The 21,288-nt window shown below is 37.1% G+C and carries 13 protein-coding genes; 5 read left to right on the forward strand and 8 right to left on the reverse strand.

Annotation, left to right across the window (positions count from 1 at the left end; genetic code table 11):
• Positions 1 to 24 precede the first annotated feature (24 nt).
• Entirely contained in the window at positions 25 to 3,012 is a 2,988-nt protein-coding gene (locus QWT87_RS04350) for a reprolysin-like metallopeptidase (RefSeq protein WP_302713957.1), read from the forward strand.
• 281 nt (positions 3,013 to 3,293) lie between these two features.
• A complete protein-coding gene (locus tag QWT87_RS04355; RefSeq protein ID WP_302713959.1) occupies positions 3,294 to 9,737 on the forward strand; it encodes a GEVED domain-containing protein in 6,444 nt (2,147 codons plus the stop codon).
• Between the two features lie 114 nt (positions 9,738 to 9,851).
• On the opposite strand, the gene coaE is transcribed toward QWT87_RS04355, so the two are convergent.
• Genes coaE through ruvB form a run of 3 tightly spaced genes read right to left on the reverse strand, consistent with a single transcriptional unit; the run spans position 9,852 to position 12,440 of the window.
• Positions 9,852 to 10,487 carry a dephospho-CoA kinase gene (gene coaE, locus QWT87_RS04360; RefSeq protein ID WP_302713961.1) on the reverse strand — a complete coding sequence of 212 codons (636 nt, stop codon included), beginning with the start codon at positions 10,485 to 10,487 and terminating at the stop codon, positions 9,852 to 9,854.
• 9 nt (positions 10,488 to 10,496) lie between these two features.
• Entirely contained in the window at positions 10,497 to 11,363 is an 867-nt protein-coding gene (locus tag QWT87_RS04365; protein ID WP_302713963.1) for an MBL fold metallo-hydrolase, read from the reverse strand.
• A gap of 54 nt (positions 11,364 to 11,417) precedes the next feature.
• Positions 11,418 to 12,440: a Holliday junction branch migration DNA helicase RuvB gene (ruvB, locus tag QWT87_RS04370; protein ID WP_302713965.1), complete on the reverse strand. Its 1,023-nt coding sequence runs from the start codon at positions 12,438 to 12,440 to the stop codon at positions 11,418 to 11,420.
• A 257-nt stretch (positions 12,441 to 12,697) separates the two neighbouring features.
• On the opposite strand from ruvB, the gene hutI reads away from it, so the two are divergent.
• From hutI to QWT87_RS04385, 3 genes are all read left to right on the forward strand, one after another.
• The gene (gene hutI / locus QWT87_RS04375) at positions 12,698 to 13,921 is read left to right on the forward strand and encodes an imidazolonepropionase (RefSeq protein WP_302713967.1); all 1,224 of its coding nucleotides are present in this window, start codon (positions 12,698 to 12,700) and stop codon (positions 13,919 to 13,921) included.
• A 553-nt stretch (positions 13,922 to 14,474) separates the two neighbouring features.
• The gene (gene hutG / locus QWT87_RS04380) at positions 14,475 to 15,395 is read left to right on the forward strand and encodes a formimidoylglutamase (protein ID WP_302713969.1); all 921 of its coding nucleotides are present in this window, start codon (positions 14,475 to 14,477) and stop codon (positions 15,393 to 15,395) included.
• A 141-nt stretch (positions 15,396 to 15,536) separates the two neighbouring features.
• Complete coding sequence (locus tag QWT87_RS04385) at positions 15,537 to 16,835, forward strand: aldehyde dehydrogenase family protein (protein ID WP_302713971.1); 1,299 nt, start codon at positions 15,537 to 15,539, stop codon at positions 16,833 to 16,835.
• A 138-nt stretch (positions 16,836 to 16,973) separates the two neighbouring features.
• On the opposite strand, the gene pyk is transcribed toward QWT87_RS04385, so the two are convergent.
• The 5 genes from pyk to QWT87_RS04410 are packed head-to-tail and all read right to left on the reverse strand — an operon-like array spanning position 16,974 to position 21,155.
• Entirely contained in the window at positions 16,974 to 18,419 is a 1,446-nt protein-coding gene (pyk, locus tag QWT87_RS04390; protein WP_076390689.1) for a pyruvate kinase, read from the reverse strand.
• The gene (locus tag QWT87_RS04395; RefSeq protein WP_302713974.1) at positions 18,412 to 18,885 is read right to left on the reverse strand and encodes an IPExxxVDY family protein; all 474 of its coding nucleotides are present in this window, start codon (positions 18,883 to 18,885) and stop codon (positions 18,412 to 18,414) included. The genes pyk and QWT87_RS04395 overlap by 8 nt, the downstream gene beginning before the upstream one ends.
• Positions 18,863 to 19,627, reverse strand: a complete 765-nt coding sequence (gene rnc, locus QWT87_RS04400) for a ribonuclease III (protein WP_087709639.1) — start codon at positions 19,625 to 19,627, stop codon at positions 18,863 to 18,865. Before rnc ends, QWT87_RS04395 begins: the two co-directional genes overlap by 23 nt.
• Positions 19,628 to 19,636: 9 nt before the next feature.
• Positions 19,637 to 20,881 carry a beta-ketoacyl-ACP synthase II gene (fabF, locus tag QWT87_RS04405; RefSeq protein ID WP_076390692.1) on the reverse strand — a complete coding sequence of 415 codons (1,245 nt, stop codon included), beginning with the start codon at positions 20,879 to 20,881 and terminating at the stop codon, positions 19,637 to 19,639.
• A gap of 34 nt (positions 20,882 to 20,915) precedes the next feature.
• A complete protein-coding gene (locus QWT87_RS04410; protein ID WP_002976354.1) occupies positions 20,916 to 21,155 on the reverse strand; it encodes an acyl carrier protein in 240 nt (79 codons plus the stop codon).
• Positions 21,156 to 21,288 lie beyond the last annotated feature (133 nt).

Below are 21,288 nucleotides of genomic sequence, written 5' to 3' on the forward strand. Positions count from 1 at the left end.
CAGGTAAATTTAATTTGAAAAGCTATGAAGAAACTTTTTACTTCTTTCTTTTCTCTTTTTGTATTGGGGACAGTGAGTGCACAATGGTCGCCGACAATATACAAAGGAGAGAAAGTTAGAAAAGAGGCTAATATTAGAGCCTTCTATTCATTAGATATTTCAGCATTAAGATCCCAGTTGGCGAATGCTCAAGAAATGGGAAAAGGTGCGAAAGCTGTTGAAATCTCTCTGCCAACATTAGATGGTAAAGTTGAAAAATTTGCTGTATACAGCTTCCCTGTAATGGCAAAAGATCTTGCAGATCAATATCAATTGGGATCTTATGTAGGGGTAGGAATCAATGATCCTTCGAAATTTTTAAGATTTTCTGTTGCTCCTAATGATTTTCAATCAATGATAATCAAAGCAGGAGAATATGAATTTATTGAACCTGCTAATGCTGATAAAACAGTATATGGAGTACATCCAAAATCTCAAAAGAACGAAAATGGATTCTTATGTTCTACAGGTGAAGATCCGGCTGCGGTAAAACAAATTGATGCGCTACTGAAAAAAGGGGCGTCTTTTTCCAATCAAACCACAACTTTTAACAAAAGCTACGATAAAAAGTACAGAACAATGAGGTTGGCAATGTCAACAACGGCGGAGTATACTAACTTTTTCGGCGGAGTTGCAGGAGCATTAACTCAAATTAATGCAACGATGACAAGAGTAAACGGAGTTTTTGAGAAAGACTTTGCATTGCATTTAAATGTATTGAGCTATCCTTCATTAATTTATACCAATACTGCAACAGATCCTTATGCAACGGTGACGAGTGCTTCTTCACCTCCATCATCTTGGAATACTTCTCTTAGAGATGTATTAGCTGCCAATGTAGGTCAGGCTAATTATGATATCGGACATTTATTTGGTGCTTCCGGAGGAGGAGGTAATGCCGGATGTATCGGATGTGTTTGTTTAGATCCTGTTGGTACAACTTATGATCCTGTAGCAGGATATGGTAAGGGCTCTGGGATTACATCTCCTGCTACCGGAAGTGTAAACCCTTCTGCTGCAAACCCACCTTCAGGAGATAATTTCGATATTGATTATGTTGCTCACGAAATGGGCCACCAATTAGGAGCTAATCATACATTTGCTCATTCTTTAGAAAGTTCAGGAACAAATATGGAGCCAGGTTCTGGTTCTACAATCATGGGATATGCAGGTATCACTGGTGCAACTACTGATGTGCAGCCTCATTCTGATCCTTACTTTCATGTAGTAAGTCTTGATCAGGTAAATGATAATTTGATTTCTAAAACTTGTGATGTAGAAACATCAATTGCTAATAACCCTCCGGTTATTGCGGATATGCCTACCTATAATATACCAAAAGGAACAGCATTTGTTTTAACAGCTAGTGCAACAGATGCTGAAAATGATCCTTTAACCTATTGTTGGGAAGAAGTGGATAATGCGAGCGTTGTTATTAATAAAACCAATATTGGAACAACTACCACAGGAGCTTCCTTTAGATCATTTAACCCAACTACAAGTCCTGTACGTTATTTTCCTAAATTAGAATCTGTACTAAACGGATATTTAGATAATAGCAACAATACTTGGGAGTCTGTATCTCAAGTTGCAAGAACTACAAACTTTGCTGTAACTGTAAGAGATAACAATCAGAATCCTACACAACAGCAAGCTGATTACAATGTTCAGCAGATTGTTGTTGGAAATGACGGACCTTTTAAAGTTACTACACAATATGCGAATGTAAGTGCTCCTACAGCAATTAATTGGGATGTTGTAAATACTGCATCTGCTCCTTATAATGTTGCTAATGTAAAAATTGATTATACAACAGATAACGGGATAACTTGGACTGTATTATCTGCTTTAACTCCAAATGATGGGGCAGAAAACTTTACATTTCCTTCAACATTGAATGGACAGACTATTAAGCTAAGAATTTCTTCTATTGGAAATGTATTCTATGCGATAGGAAAAATTAACGTTACTGCTTTTGCAGCTTGTGACGGATCAGCTGTTACAGGTGTTACTACAAGTAATATTACAGCCAACAGTGCAACTTTAAGCTGGAATCCGGTTCTTAATGCTACTTATATTATTCGTTATAGAGTGGTAGGAGCAACAGCTTGGCAACAGACAACTTCTACAAATCCTACAATAACATTGTCTGGATTAAACGATGTTACTAATTATGAAGTTCAGGTAGCAGCTGTTTGTTCAGGAACTCCGGGAGCTTATTCGGCTATCACTACTTTCTCAACAACAGGAATTCCATATTGTACTGCTGCTTCTACTACAGCTGCTAATCTTTATATTTCTAAAGTACAGGTGGCTAATATCAATAATACTTCTGCTGGAGCAACTTATTCAAACTTTACAACAAATCCTGCTCTTCAGGTTAATCTTGTAAAAGGAACTGCTTATCCAATGACAATTAATAGTAATATTGCAGCATATGACTTTGCAATGGTATTTATTGATTATAATAGAAATGGAACATTTGAATCAACAGAGAGAGTATTAAACTTCCCTGTAGCTTCTGTGTCTTCGTTCTCAGGTACATTTACCGTTCCTACAACTGGCGTTGTTGAAGGGCAGACTCTAAGAATGAGAGTTATACTTGGTTTTGCAGGATCTACTAATGCAGGATTAAGTGCACCGGCTACATGGGCGTGTGGAAATAATTTTAACGATGGAGAAGTTGAAGACTATAATGTTGTTGTAACAGCAACACCTTTGGCAACAAATGATGTGAATAATCCTAAAAATAATATTCAGATTTATCCAAATCCTGCATCAGATATTTTAAATATTACAAAGGTTTCAGATAAAGCGACTTATAAAATTTATGGAGCAACTGGACAATTAGTAAAACAAGGAAATATCAATAACGGACAAATTAATGTTTCTGAATTAATTAAAGGAGGTTATGTAATTACTGTTGAAGAAAAAGGAAAAGAATCTTTCAATTCTAAATTCATTAAAAAGTAATTTAATTAAATTTCAATGATAGAAATCCTCAGGTTTTTTACCTGAGGATTTTTTGCTTTTTTTACTTAAATATATATTTTGCAGGGGTTATATTTGTAAACATTTATTACAGCAGTTATAATAACTGAAGTTTTTTAATTTCTCATATATTATTTATTTGTTTACTTATTCCCAATGCTTTGAATTGAATTGTTGAAAAGTCTGTATAAAAAAAATAGAAATATTTTTAATTTAATAATTAAATTTGTTTAGATTTGTATAATTAATATATTGAGAAAGTTATGAAGAAAAATTTTACTTCTTTCTTTTTCCTCTTTTTGTTTGCGATTACCAGTGCACAATGGAGTCCCACGACATTTCGAGGGGAAAAAGCCAGAGCTAGTTCTGATATTAAGAACTATTACTCTTTGGACATTTCTCTGCTAAAGTCTCAATTGGCGAAAGCTCAGGAAACGGGAAAAAATGCAAAACCCGTCACGATTTCTTTGCCAACTTTAGATGGGAAAATTGAAAAATTTGCCGTTTACAGCTTCCCTGTGGTCGTAAAAGAACTGGCAGATCAGTATCAGTTAGGATCTTATGTAGGAGTTGGGGTAGATGATCCCGGCAAATATCTGAGATTCAGTTTAGCACCCGATGATTTTCAGTCGATGATCATTAAGGATGGTAAATATGAATTTATAGAACCTGCTGATAAAAACAAAACAGTTTATGGTGTGCATCCAAAAACTGATAAAAGCAATGAAGGTTTTCTTTGCTCTATGAACGAAGACAGACTATCCAAACAAGAGATAGCCAATCTTTATGCAGAGGGAAAATCATTTGCCAATCAGACAACAAACTTTGCTAAGTCATCCGACAAAAAGTACAGAACGATGAGACTGGCAATGTCTGTAACCGGTGAATATACGCAGTACTTCGGCGGTACCGTTGCTAATGCTTTAACAGCAATCAATGCAACACTAACCAGAGTAAATGGGGTGTTTGAAAAAGATTTTGCATTACACCTTAATTTACAGAATTTTCCAAACGTAATTTATACCAATGCTGCAACAGATCCTTATTCGCCTGCAGCCCAGATGAATAACTGGAATTTGGAACTTCAGCAAACACTTACTGCTAACGTTGGGAATGCCAACTACGATATCGGTCACCTATTTGGTGCTTCCGGTGGTGGAGGTAATGCAGGATGTATAGGATGTATTTGTGTAGATCCTACAGGTCCCACTTCTCAGCAGAAAGGATCAGGATATACTTCTCCTGCGGATGGCATTCCTCAGGGAGATAATTTTGATATAGATTATGTAGCCCATGAGATAGGTCATCAATTGGGCGCAAATCATACATTCTCTCATGGTTTGGAAACAGCCGGAGTAAACGTTGAGCCGGGATCCGGTTCAACAATTATGGGATATGCAGGAATCACAGGAGCAAATACTGATGTTCAGGCTCACTCAGATCCTTACTTCCATGCAGTAAGCATTACTCAGGTACAGAACAGATTAATCAGCAGAACGTGTGATGTTGAAACTCCAATTACAAACAACCCTCCTGTAATTGCACCACTGCCTACTTATAATATTCCTAAAGGAACGGCGTTTGTTTTAACAGCTTCTGCTACAGATGCTGAAAATGATCCGATGACATATTGTTGGGAACAAGTAGATAACGCCAGTGTAACAATTAATAAGAATAACTTAGGAACTACTGCAAGTGGTGCTACGTTCAGATCATTTAATCCAACGACAAGTCCAACAAGATATTTCCCTAAATTATCTTCTGTATTGGCTGGAGTTTTAAACAACTCTAACAATGGATGGGAATCTGTTTCCACTATTGCAAGAACAACGAATTTCAGAGTAACGGTAAGAGATAATAATCCGGTTCCTACTCAACAGCAAACCGAGTTTGCCAATCAGCAGATTATTGTTGGAAATGACGGTCCGTTTAAAGTAACGACAACCAATGCTTATAATAATGGTGCGACAAACGTAACTTGGGACGTAGTTAATACTACCGCCGCTCAATACAATGTCGCGAATGTAAAAATTGATTACACCACAGATAACGGAGTAACATGGACAGTAGCGGTAGCTTCAACGCCAAACGATGGTAGTGAATCTCTTAACTTAACGGGACTTACTGTGGGAGGAACAGTTAAGATCAGAGTTAGTTCAATAGGAAATGTATTCTATGCCATCGGAAGTGCAACAGTAACTTCTTTACTTACTTGTACAGGAGCAGCTCCTACAGGTATTGTTGTTTCTGCGATTACGCAGACTACAGCTACAGTTACCTGGGCAGCTACTACGAACTCCACGTATGTAGTTCGCTACCGTCCGGTAGGAAGCACAACTTGGATAACAGTGAATGCAGCAACAAACTCAATAAACCTTACAGGTCTTACTGATGGCATTCAATATGAAGTTCAGGTTTCTACAGTTTGTAATGGAGTACAGGGACCATTCTCTGCTTCTACAAACTTTACGACTTTAGGTCTTACTTACTGTACAATGACATCCAGTAACTTTGCTTCAGAGTATATCTCTAATGTAACGGTAACACCTGTAGGTGCTGCTGTAATGAGTAATAACTCTGCGGGATCTACTTATACTGATTATTCTGCTACTCCAAGTGCTTTGGTAAACTTAGTAATCGGTTCTACAGGAAATACTGTTTCTGTTACAAAATTCTTCCCAGGTACAGTATGGAGCGAAGCAGTAGGTGTATGGATAGACTTTAACAGAAATGGAGTTTTTGAAGCGACTGAGCAGGTAATGAATTCACCTTCAAGCACTACAACTCCAGTTTCAGCAACTTTCAACGTTCCTGCAACAGCTTACAATGGACCAGCAACGACAAGGATGAGAGTAGCTATGAGATATATCACATCTCCTGTAATGTGTCAAAGTTTTGGTGATGGAGAAGTTGAGGACTACGCAGTTAAATTAATTCAGCCTATTCCTTGTACAAGTAATGCTCCATTAAATCTTTCTGTTACAAATATCACAGCAACTTCAGCTTATGTAATGTGGGATCCTGCAATAGGAGCAACATACATATTACAATACAGACAGGTAGGTTCTCCAACCTGGATTACAGTTCCTTTAACAACGAATGCTTATACTATAAACAACCTTCTGGAGCAAACTCAATATGAAGTTCAGGTGGCGTATGTTTGTTCAGGAACTACAGGTACGTTTACTGCTCCTTATCAGTTTACAACGCCGGCGGTCACCTATTGTAATATTACTTCTACAAATAATACGAACGGTTATATTTCTAACGTGACAGTTGCTCCAACGAACTCTTACGTGATGAGTAATAACTCAGGTGCGAATTCATACACCAATTATTCTGCGGATCCTACGAAATTGGTAACATTAGTTCGTAACTCTACGAACAACACAATCTCTGTTTCTAAATCTTGGTTAACAACTACTACATCTTCTTTAGCTGTTGGTGCGTGGATTGACTTTAACAGAAACGGTATTTTTGAAACAGGAGAAAGAGTAATTAGTACTACAGCAAGTACAACAACTCCAATTACTGCTACATTTACAGTTCCTGCAACTGCTTATAATGGTCCGTTAACACTTAGAATGAGAGTTATTTTCTCTACTTCTACAATTACAGATCCTTGTGCAACAGTTGCAAACGGAGAAATTGAAGATTATGCGGTTAAGATTATAGATCTTGCTGCTTGTACTACAGCTCCTCCAACTCCTGTTGTTGTTTCAAACGTTACAGCTTCTACAGCTTTGGTTTCTTGGATCAATGCAACAGGTGCAACTTATACACTAAGATACAGAACAGGTACAGGAGCATGGACTGTAATTGCTCCGGCAACTAATCCTTACACTATTATAAACTTAAATGCAGCTACTACTTATGAAGTACAGGTTGCAACTATTTGTGGTGGTGTTACAGGAGCTTGGTCTGCTTCAACTAACTTTACAACGCCTGCAATTTCATATTGTAATTCAGGTACTGCAACTGTAACTGACGGATACATCAATAATATTACGGTTACAGGTACGAATACACCGATGATGTCTAACAACTCCGGACCTAGTACCTATACAGATTATTCTAATGATGCAACAAAGATTATTACATTAGCTCGTAATTCTACAGGTAACGTACTTTCTGTAGGAAGAACAATCTTATCAAGTACATATTCTACTTATGCCTGGATAGATTTTAACGGTGATGGAATTTTTAATAACAACCCAACAACAGTTGCCGGTGGAGAAAGAATAATGAACTTAGGATATTCTTCCACAACTCCGGTTACTGCTACTTTCCCTGTTCCTGCCGGAGCTTACTCTGGTACGAATAAAGTGAAAATGCGTGTTATTGTATATTTCTTAACACCTACAGATGCTTGTTCACCACTTACAAGCAACGGTGAAGTTGAAGACTATCAGGTTAAATTTGTAGACATTCAGCCATGTACCACGGCTGCTCCTACTGGTATTACAATGTCCAATATTGCAGCAACTACAGCTACAGTATCCTGGATCTCTTCTACCGGGGCAACTTATTTGGTAAGATGGAGAACTACTAACCCAGTTGGAACTTGGAATACATCTGCTGTAATTACAGGAAATACGTATAACATTACCGGACTTACTGAGCAGACTGCTTATGAAGTTCAGGTAGCAACAATTTGCGGTGGAGTTCAGGGACCTTGGTCAACGTCTGTGCTGTTTACGACTACGCCAATTACTTATTGTAATATGACGGGTACTGGAACGACTGACTTTATTTCAAACGTTACAATAACTTCTGTGAATCCGGGTATTCCTCCAATGAGTAATACTTCCGTACAGACAAATTATATCAGCTATACCACTCCGGCAACATTGGTGAACTTAGAAATAGGTTCTACAGGAAACCAGATTTCAGTAGCTAAAGGCGGAGCACAAAATGATGCAGTTTCGGCTTGGATAGACTTTAACAGAAATGGTGTATTTGAAACTTCAGAACAAATAATGGCTTCTGCAGCAAGTACAACAACTCCTGTTACAGCATTGTTTAACGTTCCTGCAACAGCATATAACGGACCATTAACAACGACAATGAGAGTCGTTCTTAAACGTACAAGTGCTCCTGTTATGTGCCAGAATGCAGTGAATGGAGAAGTAGAAGATTATGCGGTGAAATTAAGACCTTGTTCTACTACAACGCCAACTAACTTAGCCTTCAATACTATTACGCATACTTCTGCGAATGTTACATGGACGGTACCTACAGGTGGTCTTACATTTATCGTAAGATACAGAGTAGCGGGAACTGCTACATGGACTCAGGTGGTTGTATCAACACTTACAGGAAACCCTCCATTGGCTTTAACAGGTTTAACGCCGGCTACAACGTATGAAGTACAGATCGCTGGAAGCTGTGGAACAACTCCTGGAACATTTACACCTACTCAGACATTCACAACAAGATGTGATCCAACCCCTCCGAATGTAACAATCGGAACTGTAACTACTAACTCAGCCGTAGTAACATGGGCTCCGGTTGTACCAAGTGCTACTTATGTAATCAGATATAGAATTGTAGGTACAGCAACATGGGCTACAATAAACGTTACTGCAGCACCGTTGAATACTTACACTCTTACAGGTTTAAGCCCTTATACAACCTATGAAGTACAGGTGGCAAATATCTGTAACGGAGAAACAACTGTTAATCCTTGGTCTAATCCTAAGGTATTTACTACGGAAAGAACTTGTCAGTTGCCTCCGCCGGGACTTACTATTACAGCGATTACACCGACAACAGCTCAGGTAACATGGGATCCTTTCCCGGGTGCTACTTATATCTTGAGATACAGAAAAGTAGGAATTCCGAGCTGGACAATGGTGCCGTCTAATACCAATACGATTACCCTTACAGGTTTATCTGAATTGACACAGTATGAAATGCAGGTAGCAAACGTTTGCAGCGGAACTCCGGGAACGTATACACTGCCTTATTACTTCACTACACCAACTATTGTGTACTGTCAGATGGCATCTACGGGAGCTATAACTTCAGAATATATTTCTAAAGTTACAGTAACGCCAAACGGTAAACCTCAGATGACGAATATTTCTGTAGGATCTAATTATTCAGATTATACAGGAGTTCCGGCTAAATTTATCGAACTGATCCAAGGATCTACGAACAACAAGATCGTGATCGATAAAAAATTAGCAGGAAACAATAAAGCAGGAGTTGCAGTCTGGATCGATTTCAACAGAAACGGATACTTCGATATCAACGAAAGAATCCTTGCTGACGGACCAAACAGCAATCCTACGGCAAGTACAACATTTACGGTACCTGCAGATGCATTTATCAGTCTGGTAGACTATAAATATGTAGTAATGAGAGTGGCAATGGGCAAAGATATCATTCCGGTAAATTGCAACAGCTTCCCAGATGGTGAAGTAGAAGATTACACGGTAAGAATTTCTAAACTTCCGGTTGCTAATTCGATCAATCAGACAGATGTTATGATTTATCCGAATCCGGTGAGCTCAGTATTGTATGTGAAAAATATCAGCAAAAAAGCGAATTATAAGATCTATAATTCAGCAGGACAATTATTGTCAAGCGGTATTATCTTAAACAACAAGATTGACGTTCATAACCTGATAAATGGACTTTATGTAATAGACATTTTGGATGGAGACACCATTTCTGTTCAGAAGAAATTTATTAAAGAATAATACATTTAATCATTAATCAACTTAAGCAGGCTCTCATATCTGAGAGCCTGTTTTTTTTACCTGAAGAACAGAAGCATGAAAAAACTCGTTAGAAATAATCCAACGAGCTTAATTTTATTCGATATCGAAGACGATCTTTTCGGTTTGTTCCTTGAGATCTTCAAGATTTGTATTGTTATAAATAATGCAGTCTGCAAGTTTTATTTTGTCTTTTTCCGGCATCTGTTTTTCCATCACTGCCTGAACTTCGCGGTAGGTTTTGCCGTCTCGGTCCATTACTCTTTTTATTCTGATATTATCTTCAGCGGTAACAAGTAAAGACTTATAACATTGCTGGTTTAATTTTAATTCAAACAATAAAGCTGTTTCTTTAAAAACCAGATACTTTGTTTGTTTTTTCACCCACTCTTCAAAATCTGTTCTTACAGCAGGATGAATAATTTCATTTAAGCTCTGAAGAAGATCTTTATCATTAAAAACCTTTTCAGCAACAAATTTCCGATTATAAAATCCGTTTTCGTCATAGGCCTCATCTCCTAAAAGTTCCTTGATTTTCAGTCTTAAATCATCGTTATCGTTTATGATATCTTTCGCCCTGTCATCCGAATAATAAACCGGAAATCCGAACTCTTCAATGAATTTGGCAACCGTAGTTTTTCCCGAACCGATTCCGCCTGTTAAACCAATAATTTTGGGTGCAGATAAGGGATCAGGTTCTGCTTTCTGAGCTTCCGAATGTAATTCTTCCATAATCAAAAATTAATATCCAAAAACATCATTAAAACTAAACGTCTCATCTAATCTTATCCCTTTCTCAGTCATCTTCAGACTTGCCAGTTCGTTGTGTGCGTCATGCTCAAAGAACAACAGATATTCATTATCCACACACTGCTTAAGAAATTTACCCTTTTCTTCTAAAGTTAAAAGAGGACGCGTATCGTAACCCATCACATAAACCTGAGGAATGTGTCCCGCGGTCGGAATTAAATCTGCTGCAAAAACAATCGTTTTTTCCTGATACTGAATAACAGGAAGCATTTGCTTTTCCGTATGACCATCCACAAAAATGACATCCATTTTCAAGTCAGGTGCAAAACCGTAATTTCCCGTTGCAGGAAGAGGTAAAAAGTTCAGTTGTCCGCTTTCCTGAATTGGGAGAATATTCTCCTTTAGAAAACTCGCTTTTTCTCTTGCATTAGGTTCCGTTGCCCATTTCCAGTGATTTTCATTCGTCCAGAACTGTGCATTTTTGAAAGCAGGTCTGTAACCTGTTTTATCATCATTCCATTCAATCGCGCCACCGCAGTGATCAAAGTGAAGGTGAGTAAGGAAAACATCCGTGATGTCCTCTCTTACAAAACCATATTTCTTTAAGTTTTTGTCTAAATTATCGTCTCCCCAAAGCGAATAATGACCGAAAAATTTGTCGTCCTGCTTATTTCCAAGACCACAGTCAATTAAGATTAATTTTTTTCCGTCTTCCACAAGAAGAGAACGGGTTCCCAGTTCAATCAGATTTCTTTCGTCTGCAGGATTGGTTTTTTCCCACAAACTCTTTGGGACGACTCCAAACATCGCTCCGCCGTCGAGCTTAAATTTTCCGCATTGTATTGGATATAGCTTCATATAATATTGAGTTTTTTATAATGTTGTTTATTTTTTATTTGTTTAAATCAAAAATCAGAAAAGTTCTCCCGGATTTCTTGGGATTGGAATGTTTAAATGTTTATAAGCTTTTTCCGTCACTTCACGGCCTCTCGGTGTTCTGATGATAAATCCTTCCTGAATTAAAAAAGGTTCATAAACTTCTTCCAGAGTTTCCGGATTTTCTGCAATAGATGTTGCCAAAGCCGAAATTCCGACAGGTTTTCCTTTAAAATTTTCGATCATTACGCGCATAATTTTGTTATCCATCTCATCCAGACCAAATTCGTCAACGTTTAATGAATCCAAAGCATATTTTGTAATGTTGATTTCTATTTCTCCATTTCCTTTTATTTCTGCAAAATCGCGGACTCTTCTTAACAGTGCATTGGCAATTCTTGGCGTTCCACGGCTTCTTCTCGCAATTTCTATGGCGGCATCTTCATAAATTTTTACGCCCAGAACTCTTGCGCTTCGGATAATAATCATCGACAAAAGTTCAATGGTATAATATTCCAGCCTGCTTTGGATCCCGAATCTTGCCAACATCGGTTTTGTAAGCATTCCGCTTCGTGTTGTTGCTCCCACTAAAGTAAAAGGATTCAAGCCGATCTGTACGCTTCTCGCATTCGGACCGGTTTCGAGCATGATATCGATTTTATAATCTTCCATCGCAGAATACAGATATTCTTCCACAACAGGAGAAAGACGGTGGATTTCATCAATGAAAAGCACGTCATTTTCTTCCAGATTCGTTAATAAGCCGGCTAAACTTCCGGGTTTATCCAAAACAGGTCCCGAAGTTATTTTGCAGTTTACGCCAAGTTCATTTGCGATAATATTAGCCAAAGTGGTTTTTCCCAAACCGGGAGGACCATGCAAAAGAACATGATCCAGAGCTCCGCCACGTCTTTTGGCAGCCGTCACGAAAACTTCGAGATTTTCCAATGTTTTTCTCTGTCCGGCAAAATCTTTAAAACTCTGGGGACGAATCTGTTCTTCCTGCGCAAGTTCTTCGCGGGAATAATTGTCTTTATCTGGATGTAAAAAATCGGGCATTAATTCAATTTCATTTACCGTAAAGATAGGAAAATTGAGATTAAGAGTAAGGTTGATTTCATGAAAAATTAAGATTTGAGAACAACAGATATTTTAAGTATTTTTGAGAGAGAAAAAACAAGTTAAAATTTTTTTCAACCATTCTAAACTGAGATTCCTACGGAGTGACAAACTTTATGCAGATTTTTTGTCATGCTGAAAGTGTCTATGTAAAATAATCAAACTATTGATCTAAACTTTAGCTTTAAACTAAATAAATGAAACTAATTGGTCCTTTCACGCAGGTTGTAACACTTGCAAACCTTCCTTTAAGAGGAAAACTTTCAGACGAACAGCTTGAAATTATTCCCGATGGAGGAATTTTAATCAATAATGATAAAATTGAGAAAGTCGGAAACTTTGAGATTCTAAAATCCGAAAACCACAATATAGAAATTGAAACGGTAGAAGGAGAGCAGATTGTTCTTCCTGCTTTCGTAGATTCCCACACGCATATTTGCTTTGGCGGAAACCGGGCGAATGATTTTGCCATGCGTAACGCAGGAAAAACGTACCTCGAAATTGCCGAAAGCGGGGGAGGAATCTGGCGCTCGGTGCAGCATACAAGAAATGCATCGGAGGAAGAATTGTTAAAAACTTTGCTGGAAAGAATTGATTTTTTAATTTCTCTTGGAATTACAACCATTGAAGTAAAAAGCGGTTATGGTTTAGACGCTGAAAACGAACTGAAAATGCTTCGCATCATTAAAAAAGCGCAGGAACAGACGAAAGCAACTCTGGTTCCGACCTGTCTTTCCGCACATCTGAAGCCAAGAGATTTTGAAGGAAGCAATGAAGAGTACTTGCACTATATTGTAACGGAAATTTTACCGAAAGTAAAAGAAGAGGATTTGGCAAAGCGGGTTGATATTTTCATTGAAAAATCTGCATTTCAGCCCGAAGAAAGCAAAAAATTTTTGCTAAAAGCTAAAGAATTGGGTTTTGAAATTATTGTTCATGCCGATCAGTTTACTCCGGGAAGTTCAAGAATAGCAGTTGAAGTAGGCGCTAAATCTGCCGATCATCTGGAAGCCACCATTGATGACGATATTGAGTTTTTGGCAAAATCTGATACGGTAGCCACGGCTTTACCCGGGGCAAGTTTAGGATTGGGAGAAAAATTTACGCCGGCGAGAAAATTATTGGACGCAGGAGCGATTGTAGCGATCGCAAGTGACTGGAATCCCGGTTCTGCGCCTATGGGAAATTTGATTACACAGGCCTCCATTCTGGCAACATTTGAAAAGTTGACGACAGCAGAAGTTTTAGCAGGAATGACTTTCAGATCAGCTTTTGCGCTTGGTCTGGAAGACAGAGGAAGATTATCCGAAGAACAAAAAGCAGATTTTGTGACTTTTAAAACCAATAATTTCCAGAATGTTCTTTATAATCAAGGGAGCTTAGAAACGGAGAATGTCTATATTGATGGTAAATTATTATAAAAACTTTGCCATGCTGAAGGGAATTAAAAATCTTGTAATTTATTTCGTACTTCTTATAATATCATTAAATGTACTTTCTATCTTGCAATCTCTTTGGGTTAATATTGGAAATATAAAAACCGGAGGACAGTTTTTGAATCTTATATATTCAGGTTTTGTTTTTATAAGTTTTCTTTTATTAATATTGATATCTTTTTATTTCTTAACAAGATGTGTGTTTAGTATTTTCCAAATATTAAAAAGTGTATTCATAAATTTAGTTTGCAGGATTAAATAATTAAATTATAAAGCTAAAAATTAAGGTTAGATGAAAAAGATAATCATTAATTTCCTATTGATTTTAGTATCAATAATGTTATTTATTTTTCTGTCTTTTGTTGGTGTCTTTGCAATTTTTACAGAGAAAATAGAAAGTAATCCCAATAATATTTTAAATGCAGCGATTTTAATAATTTGGTTAATCGTATTTATTTTAATAATATATTTTATCATTAAATTCCTCATAAGTATTTATAGGTATAAAGAATAACAAAATCACAAAACATAAATTAGTATGAATAATATTTGGCAGGGAAGATTAGACGGAGAAGAGCTTCTTTTCCACAGAATATTTCAGAGGGTAAAAGAAGAAAATAACTACGATCTTGTTTCACCTAAAGATTTCGTTTTACATGGATTTGCTGTAGATGAAGGCGTTAGACGGAATAAGGGAAGACAGGGCGCAAAAGATGCTCCGGATATTATCCGTAAAAATATGTCGAATTTTCCTGTAATCCGTCCTGATTTTTCTTTGCTGGATTTTGGAAATATTACCTGTGATGACGGGAATTTAGAAAATACGCAAAACAATCTTGCTAAAAATGTTTCCAAAGTGTTGTTGAAAGGAGGGAGATCTGTAGTTTTAGGCGGAGGTCATGAAGTCACGTATGCACATTATTTAGGCTTAAAAACAGCTTTTCCCGAACAGAAAATAGGAATCATTAACATCGATGCTCATTTTGATAACAGACAGCCTGAAAATGGAGTAGGAATGAGTTCCGGAACCGGATTCTGGCAAATTGCTCAGGAAGGCGAAATTCATTCGCTGCATATCGGGATTCAGAGAAATTCAAATACTTTGAAATTATTTGATACCGCTCATCAGTACGGAATGAAATATATTCTTGCCGATGAACTTTTCTTTGAAAATTTACCTTCTGTTTACCAAAGAATTAATGATCTGCTCGACAGTGTAGATTATCTTTATCTTACGATTTGTATGGATGTTTTCAATGCTTCCATTGCTCCCGGAGTTTCCGCTTCCGCTTATAACGGAATTTTTGCTGATGCCACATTTATGCATTTTTACAGACATATTCTGAAAAGTGAAAAACTTTTGGCACTTGATGTGGCAGAGGTAAATCCTCAGTTTGACATACAGGACAGAACTGCAAGATTAGCCGCAACACTTATGAATGAGTGGTTTATGATTTAACATAAAAATTAACAATATTCCGATAGAAAAAATCATTATTTTATATAACCCGAAGGAACAGGATTTGTTGCTTCCAAGATGCTTGAAGAAAAGCATTAATTAAATTCGGCACAGACTGAATTTAAAAACAGAAATTATAGTATGGAACAATTAATTGAAAATAAACTTATCAAAGCAGATAAGGCATTTTCAGAATGGAGAAAAGTACCATTCGAAGACAGACAGAAACTCATTGCTACAGCAGCGGTAATCTTAAAAAACAATTCTGAAAAATTTGGAACGATCATTACTCAGGAAATGAACAAACCTATTTCAGAGTCTATTGCTGAGGTGGAAAAGTGTGCTTTAATGATGAATTATTATGCAGATGCTGAAAATATTTTAAAACCAGAGAAAATCGAGTCCGAATTTTCTTATTCTGAAGTTCATTATGTTCCAAAAGGGGTAATTTTAGGAGTAATGCCATGGAATTTCCCTTTCTGGCAGGTCTTGAGATTTGCCGTTCCTGCCATTTTAGCCGGAAATACCGTTGTGCTAAAACATGCTTCAATTTGTTTCGGAAGCGGAAATGCTATCGAAAAAGTACTTTTGGAAGCCGGATTTTCGGAAGGAATTTTCCAGAATCTTGAGGTAAGCCATAAAGAAGTAAAAGGAATTCTCGAACATGATGCTATAAAAGGAGTCAGTCTTACAGGAAGCGGAAAAGCGGGTGGAGAAGTAGCTTCTATTGCAGGATTAAATATAAAAAAATCTTTGCTTGAACTTGGTGGAAGTGATGCTTTTATTGTACTGGACGACGGAGATCTGGATGAAGCGGCAAAAGCAGGGGTAAAATCAAGACTTCAGAATTGCGGACAAACCTGTACCGCGGCGAAAAGATTCATCATTGATGAAAAAATTGAAGATGCTTTTCTTCCTATATTTATTGAAGAATATAAAAAATATGAGGTTGGAGATCCGATGGATAAAGAAACCAAAATTGCCGGAATGGCAAGACCGGATCTGGCAGATGAACTGGAAAAACAGTTTCAGAAAGCGCTGGAACATGGTGCTGAAATCATTCTTCCTCTGGAAAGAATTTCTGAAAATGAATTCATACCGGGTTTAATTCGTGTGCAGGAAGGAAATCCTATTCTACAGGAAGAGCTTTTCGGACCTTTGGGAATGGTGATGATTGCTAAAAATGACGAAGAAGCTTTAAAAATGGCGAATGATATTCCTTTCGGGCTTTCAAATTCTGTCTGGACAAAAGATCAGTCACGACAACTATTCTTCATAGAAAATCTTGAATCGGGAACCGTTAATATCAACAGAATGACAAGTTCTGATCCGCGTTTTCCATTCGGTGGATCAAAAGCTTCAGGATATGGGACAGAGCTGTCTTTATTGGCTTTACGTGAATTTGTAACGGCAAGAACTGTGGTAGGAAATTATGAGTAAAGAAGGAAGTTGGAAGAGGGGAGATGGAAGTGCTGCTTAATGCGCTTTCAATATTTATTCTTTCCGCTTTTGGCTCATAAAAATAAAAACTCACGAAGATCTTTCGTGAGTTTTTTGTTTATAATGACTTAGTTTAAATTAAACTGTCGTTAATCTTAATGTATTTGTTTTTCCGCCTTCATAAGATGGAGTTGCATTGATGTTAATTACAAAGTCTCCAGCCTCGATATAACCGTAGTTATGTGTCAGCATATTTACCTGGATAATCGTTTCATCAGTAGATTTCTTCATATCATAATAATAGGCGTGAACTCCCCAAAGAAGATTCAGCATGGTAATTACTCTCTTGTTTCCACTGTAAACAATAATATGAGAATTGGGTCTGTGTGCAGAAAGCTGGAATGCTGTATATCCTGAACTCGTTAAAGTAACAATCGCAGAAACGTTAGTGGTTTTCGCAATTCTTACGGCTGCAAGACAAACTCTGTTGGTAATAAATCGATCATCAATACAGTTGAAATCTTTTTCGATAGGCTCATTTTTGTGCTGGTAAAAATGCGTAGTTTCAATGTTCTTTACAATTTTAGCCATATTTTCCACTACCTGAACCGGATACCTTCCTACAGAAGTTTCTCCTGAAAGCATTACGGCATCTGCTCCGTCCAATACAGAGTTTGCAACGTCATTTACTTCCGCTCTTGTTGGCGTTAAACTGTTGATCATTGTTTCCATCATTTGCGTAGCGATAATTACCGGCTTAGAATAGAATCTTGCTTTTTCTACCAGCGTTTTCTGGATAGCAGGAACTTCTTCCATCGGAACTTCAACTCCCAAATCTCCACGCGCAACCATCAAACCGTCGCATTCCAATAAGATTTCGTCGATATTTTTTACCCCTTCCGGTTTTTCAATTTTTGCGATGATCGGCGTTTTGAATTTTCCGTTCGGATGTTTTGAAATTAATTCTTTAAGATCGATAATATCCTGTGCATGACGAACGAATGAAAGCGCGATCCAGTCTACTTCCTGATCCAGCATGAAATTGGCATCCTGAATATCTTTTTCTGTTAATGCAGGAAGAGAAACATTCGTATTCGGAAGGTTTACCCCTTTTTTAGAACTCAATGGTCCCCCTTGAATGGTTTTCGCTTTCACAGTGTCTAATTCATTGGTTTCAGTAACTTCCAAAACGAGTTTACCATCATCAATAAGGATTCTTTCTCCAACCTTTACATCCTGTGGAAACTGTTGGTACGTCATGTACACTTTTGTAGAATCTCCCTCAATTTTTTCATTAGTGAAAGTAAGGATATCTCCCGGATTAAGGTAGGAACCTTCTTTTACAACTCCTACTCTTAGTTTAGGACCCTGTAAATCTCCTAAAATACCAACCGAGAAACCGTATTCTTTATTGAGTTCTCTGATGATTTCGATATTTGAACGAACTAAGTCGTAATCAGCGTGTGAAAAATTGATTCTGAAAATATCAACACCTGCTTTCATTAACCCTAACATTACTTCCTTTGACGATGAAGCCGGACCAAGCGTTGCAATAATTTTTGTTTTCTTTAAATACTTATTCATAATACTGGATAATTTGATAAAGTTCTTCTTCAGAACCTAGTGTATAATCTTGAATTGGAAACACAAGATTTTCAGGGAGCAAAATTACGGAAAAATCAGGAAACTGTTCCGAACTGTGCAAAATATATTGCACTTCTACCTGATTATTTAATAAAAATTTAATGTTTTCTTCTTCCGAGAAGAGCTCTGTCTGTAATTTTTTTTGTTTACTTTCCGAAGATCTGTTCGAAATGAAGGTAAAACAAGTCTTTGTAAATTTGTGGTAAGCCTCAAACCTTGAAAAAAAATAATCATAATACGACCCGTGAAGAATAACATCTTCAATCCTTTTGAATGTAAGATCGTTGTTTTGATTTACTTTATAGAAAAACTCATGATCGGGTATATTTTTTGCTAATCTTACCAATCCGATGGTAATATCTTCAAATTCTATATCATCAATGTCATAAAGTTTTTGGATTTCCAAGTATATTTTCTTTTTTGTTTAAAATATAAAATGCTCTTTGTGCTGCCTTTTCTTCGGCTTTTTTCTTAGAAGTTTCTGTGGCATTCGCGATTTTTTCTTCTCCCAGCCATACATGACAGCGGAAAACAATCGATTTATTGACCTGAATTTCTTCGCAGGTTTCGTACTTTATATTCAGTTTCTTCTTTTGGCTCCATTCGAGCAGAAGACCTTTGTAGCTTACAATTTTATTTTCCAGCTTGTTAATTTCCGTTGGCGTCAGTAATCTTTCCAGAATGATCTTTTTACAGGTTTCATACTGGAAGTCGAGATAAACAGCACCAATTAAAGCTTCAAATAAATTTCCGGAGATGTTTTCACCTAAAGCTACCACAGAGTTTTGTTTCTGCAGAAGACTGGTAAGTTTTAAATCTTCTCCTAATTTATTAAGATTCTTCCTATTAACAATCTTAGATTTCATCTGCGTCAGATATCCTTCATTGGCTTGAGGATAGGTATGAAACAAATGACAAGAAATAATTGTACCCAAAACAGAATCTCCTAAAAATTCCAGCCTTTCGTAATTGCTGTCTTTATTTTTAGAAGAATTTTTTAAAGAAAAAGCTTCGCGGTAGAGGGCAACATTTTGTACCTCAGTTCCAAGCATTTTGCTGAGTTCAGTAATGAGAAAATAATCTCTCTCCGTTAGTTGTCTTTTTCTTTTTTTGAGAAGGAATTTAGAAAAGTATTTCTGTAACTCCATTCAGTAGATTTAGATTTTCTTAAATAGAACGCAGGCATTGTGCCCACCAAACCCAAAAGTATTACTCATGGCTACTTTTACATCTTTCTTAGCAGCTTCGTTGAATGTGAAATTCAGTCTGCTATCGATATTTTCATCATCAGTAAAATGGTTGATGGTAGGAGGAACAATACCATGAATAATAGTTCCCAACGCAGCAATAGCCTCAATAACTCCTGCAGCACCCAAAAGGTGACCGGTCATTGATTTTGTAGAATTAATCTGAATGTCGAAAGCGTGTTCTCCCAATAATTTTGAAATGGCATTGGATTCTGCAATATCTCCTAATGGAGTAGATGTACCATGCATATTGATGTGATCTACTTCATCAGCAGTTAATCCTGCATCTTCCAGACAGTTCTTCATTACGAGATAAGCTCCTAAACCTTCAGGATGCGGTGCCGTCATGTGATGTGCATCTGCACTCAGACCACCGCCTTTTAATTCTGCGTAAATTGTAGCCCCACGTTTTACTGCGTGCTCATATTCTTCAAGAATGATACATCCTGCTCCTTCACCAAGAACAAATCCATCTCTGTCTTTGTCGAAAGGTCTTGAAGCCGTTTTAGGATCATCATTTCTTGTAGAAAGTGCCATCATTGCATTGAATCCACCGACACCACTTGCTGTAACGGCTGCTTCTGAGCCTCCACATACAATAACATCTGCTTTTCCAAGCTGGATCAGCATTTTGGAATCAATTAAAGCGTTTGCAGAAGATGCGCATGCAGAAACAGTAGTATAATTCGGACCATGGAAACCATATTCAATAGAAATATGCCCCGGTGTAATATCCGCAATCATTTTAGGAATAAAGAACGGGTTGAATCTCGGGATTTCCGTGTTTGCCCATCCTAAAACTTCAGTTTCAAAAGTCTCTAAACCTCCGATTCCTGAACCCCAGATTACGCCGACTCTGTTTTTGTCTACATTGTCTTCAATAATTCTTGAGTGCGTTACTGCTTCTCTTGCAGCAACAAGCCCAAGCTGTGTATTCCTATCCATTTTTTTAGCCTCTTTCTTATCGAAATGGTCTAAAGGATTGAAATTTTTAACTTCGCAAGCGAACTTAGTTTTAAAGTTTGTGGCATCAAAAAGAGTAATAGGAGCAGCACCGCTCTCACCTTTTACAAGATTTTCCCAGTATTCTTTTGCATTATTTCCAATTGGTGTTATTGCTCCAAAACCGGTTACAACTACTCTTTTTAATTCCATAAACTTTGTTTAATTTCTTTTTTGTTGAAGAATATTATTTATTTACTACTTCTTCGATATAAGCGATAGCGTGTCCTACAGTAGTAATTTTTTCTGCTTGATCATCAGGGATTTGAATATTGAATTCTTTTTCAAATTCCATGATAAGTTCAACTGTATCCAATGAATCAGCTCCTAGATCGTTTGTGAAGCTAGCTTCTGGAGTTACTTCTGTTTCTTCAACGTCAAGCTTATCAGCGATGATAGCTTTTACTCTTGATGCAATGTCTGACATAGTAAATTTTTTTTTAATTGTTAGATGGTGCAAATATATAAAATTCTTTACGATAAAACATTTTTTTAGTCTTTTTTGTGGTTTACATAAGAGTATTTTGTAATTTGTGAGTTTAGTCTTTTAGTTTTCAGGG

It is taken from the genome of Chryseobacterium urinae (assembly GCF_030518295.1).
Lineage (GTDB): Bacteria > Bacteroidota > Bacteroidia > Flavobacteriales > Weeksellaceae > Chryseobacterium > Chryseobacterium mucoviscidosis.